Below are 7,693 nucleotides of genomic sequence, written 5' to 3'. Positions count from 1 at the left end.
CGTCCCCCCCCCACCCCCCCGGGGCGTCGCGCGCCCTCCCCCCCTCCGCCGCCCCCCCCCCCCGCCCCGGGGGGTCCTTCCCGTCGGGGCCTCGGAGACCGGCCGCCGCCACCGGGCGAACTTCACTGAACACGCGCACGCTCCTCGATCGGCCATGCCATGGGTCGGGAGACAATATCGCAATGCCCCGCCGGGCCAACTTGCGGCGCCGACGGGGCACTTGATGCGTATGTACGTCCCTTTAAGCGGCGTACGCGGCCATTGCGGGGGCTTTGTCAGCCGACGCCCGCATTGAGGAAGATGCCGCCATCGACCACGAGTGTCTGCCCCGTGATCCAGTCGGACTGGTTCGACGTGAGGAACGCGGCGGCGCCGCCGATGTCCTCGGGCACACCGAGCCGCCCCAGCGGGTACGCGGCGGCGGCCTCCGCCTCGCGGCCCTCGTAGAGCGCCTGGGCGAACTTGGTCTTGACCACGGCGGGCGCGATCGAATTGACCCGGACCTTCGGCGCGAACTCGTGCGCGAGCTGCAGGGTGAGGTTGACCATGGCGGCCTTGCTCATCCCGTACGCGCCGATGAACGGCGACGCGGAGACGCCGGCGACGGAGGCGATGTTGACGATCGCGCCGCCGTTCTCGCTCTGCCAGGCCTTCCAGGTCTGCTGGGCGAAGCCGAGCGCCGAGATCACATTGGTCTCGAAGACCTTGCGCGCCACATTGAGGTCGAGCTCCGCGATCGGCCCGAACACCGGGTTCGTACCGGCATTGTTGATCAAGAAGTCGACCCGCCCGAAGGCCTCCATGGCGCGCTCGACGGCGACCGCCTGGTGGGACTCGTCGTGGGCCTTGCCCGCGACGCCGATCACCCGGTCGGCGCCGAGCTTCTCGACGGCCTCCTTGAGGGCGTCCTCGCCCCGTCCGGTGATGCAGACGCGGTCGCCGCGGGCGACGAGCGCCTCGGCGATGCCGTAGCCGATGCCGCGGCTCGCGCCCGTGACGAGCGCGGCCTTTCCACTGTCCTGCACTGCCATCTCGAAATCCCTCCGGGCTAGTTGAGCGGGCCGCCGGCCACGTACATGACCTGGCCGGAGACGAAGCCCGCCGCGTCGCCGGTGAAGAAGGCGATGGCGTTGGCGATGTCCTCGGGGCGGCCCACGCGCTGCACCGGGATCTGGCTGGCGGCCGCGGCCTGGAAGTCCTCGAAGCCCATGCCGACGCGGTCGGCGGTGGCCTTGGTCATCTCGGTGACGATGAAGCCGGGGGCGACCGAGTTGGCGGTGACGCCGAACTTGCCGAGCTCCTTGGCGAGGGTCTTGGTGAAGCCCTGCAGACCGGCCTTGGCCGCCGCGTAGTTGACCTGGCCGCGGTTGCCGAGGGCGGAGGACGAGGAGAGGTTCACGATCCGGCCGAACTTGGCGTCCACCATGTGCTTCTGGATCGCGCGGGACATCAGGAACGCGCCGCGCAGGTGCACGTTCATGACCGTGTCCCAGTCGCCCGCGCTCATCTTGAAGAGCAGGTTGTCGCGGAGCACGCCGGCGTTGTTCACGAGGATCGTGGGCGCGCCGAGCTCCTGGGCGATGCGCTCGATGGCGGCCTCGACCTGGGCCTCGTCGGACACGTCGCAGCCGACGGCGAGGGCCTTGCCACCGGCGTCGGTGATCTGCGCGACGGTGTCCTTGCAGGCGGCCTCGTCGAGGTCGATCACCGCGACGGCACGGCCCTCGGCGGCCAGGCGCACTGCGGTGGCCGCGCCGATGCCTCGCGCTGCTCCGGTCACGACCGCGACGCGCTGCTCAGTGGTGGACATGCTGGTTCTCCTCGCCCTTGGGATGCGGCTCTACGGTACGCCCCGGTGGTGAGCGACCGCTTAGTACCTTCAGCTGAACGAGACGCTAGAAGCCCTGGCACCCGGTGTCAACGGCACACCTGGGCCTGTGATTCTTTACGTCACGAGGATCACCTCACGAGGAGGTCGAGCAGCCGGTCGAGCTCCGCGGCGGGATCCGCGGTGAGTCCCGTGTGCACCGGGCCCGGCTGGACGATCGTCGAGCGCGGCGCGATCAGCCACCGAAAGCGCCGCCCGGCATCGTCCCGCTCGGCCTGACCCGCACCTTCGCCGCCCGCACAGATCCGCTCGACGGCACCAAGAGCGGCCCGTACGCCGCCCACATCGGCCCGCGGGTCCAGGGCCCGCAGCTTGTCCTCGTCCAGATGCGTACGGGCGGCCACGAAGGATTTGGCGCGGCAGTAGACCACGACCCCCGCGTTGAACTGCTCACCGCGCTCCACCCGCGGCACGACGCGCACCAGGGCGTACTCGAAGACGTCCCGCTCGATCGACGGCTGCTCGGTCACCGGGTGGCACCCTTCCGCTGCGGCTCGGGCAGCTGGATCCGTTCATGAATGGTCTTGGCACGCGGCAGCAGCGCCGCCACATAGGCGCGGCGCACGGCGTCGGGGTCCTCGAAGCCGGGCTCGTCCACCAGCCACTCGTCGGGTACGTCGGCGGCGGCCGACGCGAGGATTTCCTCGGTGACCAGCGGCGCGAGCTCGGCGGCGGCCGCTGCGACATCGGGCCGGAAGGGAGCGAGGGCATGGTCGGAGGCGTCGTACGGCTTGGCGGCCGCGGTCTCGGCGGTGCGCCAGTTGTGGTGCCAGATCATGCTCGCGCCGTGGTCGATGAGCCAGAGATCGCCGTGCTTGACCAGCATGTTCGGGTTGCGCCAGGAACGGTCGACGTTGTTGATCAGCGCGTCGAACCACACGACACGGCCGGCCTCGGCGGGGTCGACGGGGAACGCGAGCGGATCGAAGCCGAGCGCTCCCGACAGGAAGTCCATGCCCAGGTTCAGCCCGCCGCTCGCCTTGAGCAGTTCCTGCACCTGCTGGTCCGGTTCGCCGAGGCCGATCACGGGGTCGAGCCGGATCCCGGTCAGGCGCGGCACCCGCAGGCCGAGGGCGCGCGCGAGCTGCCCGCAGATCACCTCGGCGACGAGCGTCTTGCGGCCCTGTCCGGCGCCGGTGAACTTCATGACGTACGCGGCGTACGTTCCCTGGTCGTCGACCGCCTCGACGAGGCCGGGCAGCGATCCGCCCTCGCGCAGGGGCGTCGCGTAGCGGACCGCGGTGACTTCGGTGAGCATTGCCCCAGGTTAATGCCGGTGCTCGGGACCGGTGCGAACACGCCCCGCGCAAGAAGTGCTTGAGCGTTTGAACGCGGTGGGGCGCCGCCTCGTACCCCCTTGCATGAACGTTTCCAAGGAAACCCTGCCCGCACCCTCCCGCCGTTCCGTCGTCGCCGCTGCGGGCGTCGTCAGCCTGGCCGTCGCGCTCACCGCCTGTGGCGACGGCGACGACGGATCCGACCAGTACGGCAAGGACGACTCCGCACCGGCCGAGAAGAAGTCCCCGGAAGGTGCGGGGTCGTCCGGTGGCGCCGGCGGGGCCGTGCTCGCCAAGACGTCAGAGATCCCCGTGGGCGGCGGCAAGATCTTCAAGGCCGAGGGGGTGGTGGTGACCCAGCCGACGAAGGGCGAGTTCAAGGCCTTCTCCAACCGCTGCACGCACAAGCAGTGCCCGGTGACGAGCATCGAGGGCGGCACCATCAACTGCCCTTGTCACGGCAGCAAGTTCGACATCACCGACGGCAGCGTGAAGGCTTCACCCGCCCCCGCCCCGCTGCCCGCCACCGAGATCAGCGTGGACGGGGACTCCATCAAGCTGGCCTAGGAGGCGGGCGGCGCCGGCGGCCACGGAATGTCGGCGAGGAGCGGCAGTACGATCCCTTCCTCGTAGTCGAGATGGGCCAGCAACTCCTCGGACATCCTGGCCAGTTCGGCCCGGAAGTGCTCGAGGTCGGCCGTCCCGACGTCGGCGAGCAGGGCGACGAGGTCGTCCTGGATGCGCGCCACCGTGCGGTGTTCCTCCTGGATGCGGTCCATGGCTTCCCGAAGATGCGGATGGTGGTGTGCGACCACGGGGAAGACATGGCCGTCCTCGCTGGCGTGGTGGAACTCCAGGGTCTGGCAGAACGCAAGGCAGTGCTGCCGGATCTGCAGCCCGAGACCGGGCGCGGGCGGCTCGCCGGGCCCCTGGTGGGCCGCCCGCGCGGCGAAGTGGGCGTCGGTCTCGGCGCTCACGTGCCGCAGCTGATGGCGCAGCCAGGTGTGGACCTCCAGGATCTTGTCGGCGAGGCTCGTGACCTCGCGGGGCCCTTCGCCCGGGGCGGGTTCGGACCGTTCCAGGGCCACGACCGGCAGGATCCTGGTGGTCCGCTCCTGGTAGTCGGCGTATCCGGGCACGGCTTCGACGACGCGCCCAAACAGCCGGTCACGGCGCGCCCCTTCGGCGGGGACGGCGATCGCTTCGAACTCGTCGCCGCCGATCTCCACGCCGACCGCGGGGTGCGCGAGCAGGTTGTGGTACCAGGCGGGGTGGCGGGGCGAGCCGAGGTTGGACCCGACGACCAGCAACAGGTCGTCGACGCGCACATAGCCGAGGGGGGCGGTGGTCCGCTCCCCCGACTTGGCGCCGGTGGTGGTGAGCAGGAGGAGATCGCCGCCTTCGAAGGGGCCGCCGACCTTCCCCGCGTTGGCTCGGAACTCTTCGATGACGGACTGGTTGAACGACGTGGGCATGCTGAGGTGACTCTCCAGGCAAAAGGTGAAGTCCGCGCGGTACGGCAGGACATGCGTCCGCGCAGGACGGAATGGGGATGACGCGTGCGACGCGCTCGCGTCAGAAACGGCGCGTCAGATACGGGATGCGGAGTACGAACTCATGACACGTCCCTGAGTGCAGGTGCTCGCCCGGCATCCGGCCTGCCCACTGCTCTTTGGCCGGTGCCACGCGGCACGCGCTCCATTACAGACTCGGGGCCGTCACCTGTCAAACGCCGGGCCGCGAACGCCGCTTCCACACGTCGAGGACGTCATCGGTGGTGGTGACGGTGGCGACCAGGGCGAGTGTGTTGCGGATCATCGCGGGGGTGTAGTCGGCGGGGACGCCCGCGATGGCGTCCGCGGGCACGACGGCGGTGTATCCGAGGTTCACGGCGTCGAAGACGGCGTTCGGGATCGCCACGTTCGCCGAGACTCCGGTCACCAGGAGCGTGCGGCACCCCAGGTTGCGCAGCAGCGGGTCGACATCCGTGCCCGCGATCGGCGACAGACCGTGCAACCGCCGCACGATGAAGTCCTCTTCGGACACCTCGATGGGCGGCGCGACGCGTACGGCCTTGGTCCCGGAGAGCTGCTGCACGGGCAGCCGGCCCGCGGCACGGAAGAGCCGCGCGTTGTGGTTGGCGCCCCGCCCGTCGGGACGCCGCTCGGCGACGGCGTGCAGGACCTGGGTCCCGGCCTGGTGGGCCGCGGAGACGAGCCGCGCGACATTGCCGAGGGCACCCGACTCCCTTGCCTCCTCGGCGAGTTCGGGCAGCGCGCTCTCCGTCCCCACGACGCCCTGCTGACACTCGACGGTCATCAGTACGGTGGTGGCGGGGTCGAGGAGTTCCCTGAGCTGTTCGTACGACGGCATGGCTCCCCCTGTCGCTGTCACGGTCGCTGTCGCTGTCGCTGTCGCTGTCACGGTCCGGGATGCGCGGAGGCTAGCGGCCATTGCGTCACGACGGAAGAGGCCGCATCCTGCATTCCTGACGCACCATCAGCTCTGAGATGCCATCAGCTACGGATGTACGGAGGACGCATGGCCGTCACACAGCGCCGGGGCCGCAGGATCATGATGTCGCCGGGCGAGCTCGACGAGTTCCTCTCCACGGAACGCACCTGCCGGGTCGCGACCGTGTCCGGCGGCGGCGCCCCGCACGTCAGCGCCCTGTGGTTCGCGTGGGACGGCACGTCCCTGTGGCTGTTCTCGATCACCCGCAGCAAGCGCTGGGCGGATCTGCGGCGCGATCAGCGGATCGCCGTGGTGATCGACACGGGCGTGGAGTACGCGGAACTGCGGGGCGCGGAGCTTTCCGGCACGGCGACCTTCGTGGGCGAGGCGCCGCGCACGGGCGAGCCGTGCCCCGAACTCGACGTCCCCGAGCGGCTGTTCGCCCAGAAGTACTTCGCGATGGACTCGATGCCGTACGACGGAAAGCACGCGTGGATCCGGCTCACACCGGACGCGATCTCCTCTTGGGACTTCCGGAAACTGGCGCAGCTCTAGCCCGCCGGCGACGCGAGCCCCGCCCCCACACCCTGAAGCGCCTCCACCGCCGCCCTGATCGACGGTCGCCGGTCCGCGTCCGCGCGCCACACCACGTACACATGACGCCGTACGCGATGGCGCACCGGGACCGTCCTGACGCCGGCCGGCATCGGGTCGCGCCCCAACTGGGGTGCCACGCAGACGCCGAGGCCCGCGGCCACCAGGGCGAGCTGGGTGTGGTGCTCCTCCGCGCGGTGCGCGATGCGCGGCTCGATGCCCTTGGCCCGCAGGGTGAACATCAGCCACTCGTGACAGAACTCCCCCTCCGCCCAGGTGATCCACTCGTCGTCCGCGAACTCGTCGAGGTCCACCTCGGCTGGCCCGCTCGGCCTTCCACCACTCGATCAACTACCGCTCCGTGGTGGTCCACGGCACGGCCTACCAGGTCACGGACCCCGAGGAGAAGCGCACCGCGCTCGACGCGCTCGTCGACCATGTCGTGCCGGGCCGCTCGGCCGACTCCCGCCCCGCGAACGCCAAGGAGCTCGCGGCCACCGCCGTGCTCCGCCTCGACCTCACCGAGGTGTCCGCCAAGGTCCGCACCGGCGGCCCCAACGACGAGCCGGAGGACCTCGACCTCCCGTACTGGACGGGCGTGGTCCCCCTGCGCAAGGGCCACGACCCCCTCATCCCCGCGGACGACCTGGCCCCCGGCATCGCGGTCCCCGACTATCTGATGGAACTGTGATGCTGATCCACCCCTGGGACGCGCCGCGCTCCGACGCCGAATGGCAACAGTGGCTCGCCGCCCACGACTTCGGGCAGCTCGCCGTGAACGGCCTGCCAGGCGAGCCCCCGCACGTCCAGCCGACCCTTCCCCAAGCTCTCAACCACGTTCGAGCAGGGGAGACCCCATCCGCGTACGACCCCGAACACGGCCCGCACGGCCGGGTGCTCCTCCACCTGGCGCGCCCCAACCCGCTGTGGCCCGCGCCGCTCGAAGCCGACCCCGAAGTGCTGCTCAGCGTGGTGGACGACTACGTGTACGTGCCCGGCCCGTGGCAGGCGCCCCCGGACACCCCGCCCGAGCACGGCGTGCCGACCAGCTTCTACGCCGCCGTCCAGCTCAGCTGCACCGCCCGCGTCGTGGACGAACCCGAGGAGAAGGCCGATCTGCTGAACCTCCAGGTCGGCCACTTCCAGCCGGAGGGTGGATCGGCCCCCGCGGCCGTGGGCAAGGCACCGTACGGCCGCATGCTCTCCGGCATCCGGGGCCTCTTCCTCGAAGTCACCGACGTACGGGCGAAGTTCAAGTACGCCGGTCACAAGCCGGCGGAGGTCCAGGAGCGGATCGCCGCGGGCCTCGCCGGGCGCGGCGGGACCCATGACACGGAGGCGCACGCCCACCAGCTGCGCCGACGCTGAAGACCGTCATCGAGGGGGGGGGGGGGGGGCCCGCAGCCCCGAGCGCACTCGGAGACACTAGTTTAGGGGGAGTGGGCCGACCACCCACCCCGCGCGTGGGCGCTCACTCTCG

General features: G+C 70.7%; 9 protein-coding genes and 2 pseudogenes. 4 read left to right on the top strand and 7 right to left on the bottom strand.

Annotated features, from left to right (window positions below):
• Positions 1 to 275 precede the first annotated feature (275 nt).
• The 4 genes from ACFWY6_RS39565 to ACFWY6_RS39550 all read right to left on the bottom strand — a co-directional run bounded on the left by ACFWY6_RS39565 (position 276) and on the right by ACFWY6_RS39550 (position 3,146).
• Positions 276 to 1,031, bottom strand: coding sequence for an SDR family oxidoreductase (locus ACFWY6_RS39565; RefSeq protein WP_384700975.1), 756 nt, complete (start codon positions 1,029 to 1,031; stop codon positions 276 to 278).
• Positions 1,032 to 1,048: 17 nt separating this feature from the next.
• Positions 1,049 to 1,810, bottom strand: a complete 762-nt coding sequence (fabG, locus tag ACFWY6_RS39560; RefSeq protein ID WP_384700972.1) for a 3-oxoacyl-ACP reductase FabG — start codon at positions 1,808 to 1,810, stop codon at positions 1,049 to 1,051.
• Between the two features lie 149 nt (positions 1,811 to 1,959).
• The gene (locus ACFWY6_RS39555) at positions 1,960 to 2,358 is read right to left on the bottom strand and encodes a DUF3037 domain-containing protein (RefSeq protein ID WP_384700969.1); all 399 of its coding nucleotides are present in this window, start codon (positions 2,356 to 2,358) and stop codon (positions 1,960 to 1,962) included.
• Positions 2,355 to 3,146, bottom strand: coding sequence for a HipA family kinase (locus tag ACFWY6_RS39550; protein ID WP_384700966.1), 792 nt, complete (start codon positions 3,144 to 3,146; stop codon positions 2,355 to 2,357). Before ACFWY6_RS39550 ends, ACFWY6_RS39555 begins: the two co-directional genes overlap by 4 nt.
• A 103-nt stretch (positions 3,147 to 3,249) precedes the next feature.
• On the opposite strand from ACFWY6_RS39550, the gene ACFWY6_RS39545 reads away from it, so the two are divergent.
• Positions 3,250 to 3,732 (top strand): Rieske (2Fe-2S) protein, encoded by a 483-nt coding sequence (locus ACFWY6_RS39545; protein WP_384700963.1) that lies wholly within the window; start codon positions 3,250 to 3,252, stop codon positions 3,730 to 3,732.
• On the opposite strand, the gene ACFWY6_RS39540 is transcribed toward ACFWY6_RS39545, so the two are convergent.
• Together ACFWY6_RS39540 and ACFWY6_RS39535 are read right to left on the bottom strand one after the other, a co-directional pair.
• On the bottom strand, positions 3,729 to 4,640 hold the full coding sequence (locus ACFWY6_RS39540) for a nitroreductase/quinone reductase family protein (RefSeq protein ID WP_384700960.1): 912 nt from the start codon (positions 4,638 to 4,640) through the stop codon (positions 3,729 to 3,731). The two genes, ACFWY6_RS39545 and ACFWY6_RS39540, sit on opposite strands and share 4 nt — an antisense overlap.
• A 250-nt stretch (positions 4,641 to 4,890) precedes the next feature.
• Positions 4,891 to 5,538, bottom strand: coding sequence for a cysteine hydrolase (locus tag ACFWY6_RS39535; RefSeq protein WP_384700957.1), 648 nt, complete (start codon positions 5,536 to 5,538; stop codon positions 4,891 to 4,893).
• A gap of 168 nt (positions 5,539 to 5,706) precedes the next feature.
• Here ACFWY6_RS39535 and ACFWY6_RS39530 point away from each other — a divergent pair, with 168 nt between their 5' ends.
• Entirely contained in the window at positions 5,707 to 6,174 is a 468-nt protein-coding gene (locus ACFWY6_RS39530) for a pyridoxamine 5'-phosphate oxidase family protein (RefSeq protein WP_384700954.1), read from the top strand.
• On the opposite strand, the pseudogene ACFWY6_RS39525 reads toward ACFWY6_RS39530, so the two are convergent.
• Positions 6,171 to 6,542 (bottom strand): annotated as a pseudogene (locus tag ACFWY6_RS39525) (LysR substrate-binding domain-containing protein); the annotation flags it as partial. The gene ACFWY6_RS39530 and the pseudogene ACFWY6_RS39525 overlap by 4 nt on opposite strands.
• Between ACFWY6_RS39525 and ACFWY6_RS39520 the strand changes: the two are divergent.
• Together ACFWY6_RS39520 and ACFWY6_RS39515 are read left to right on the top strand one after the other, a co-directional pair.
• Positions 6,533 to 6,904: pseudogene (locus ACFWY6_RS39520) on the top strand (pyridoxamine 5'-phosphate oxidase family protein); the annotation flags it as partial. The pseudogenes ACFWY6_RS39525 and ACFWY6_RS39520 sit on opposite strands and share 10 nt — an antisense overlap.
• On the top strand, positions 6,904 to 7,581 hold the full coding sequence (locus tag ACFWY6_RS39515) for an FMN-binding negative transcriptional regulator (RefSeq protein ID WP_384700951.1): 678 nt from the start codon (positions 6,904 to 6,906) through the stop codon (positions 7,579 to 7,581). The pseudogene ACFWY6_RS39520 and the gene ACFWY6_RS39515, both read left to right, overlap by 1 nt.
• Positions 7,582 to 7,693 lie beyond the last annotated feature (112 nt).

The sequence above is a fragment of the Streptomyces sp. NPDC059037 genome (assembly GCF_042740015.1).
Taxonomy (GTDB): Bacteria; Actinomycetota; Actinomycetes; order Streptomycetales; family Streptomycetaceae; genus Streptomyces.
This window is presented reverse-complemented; position numbering and strand designations above follow the sequence as displayed.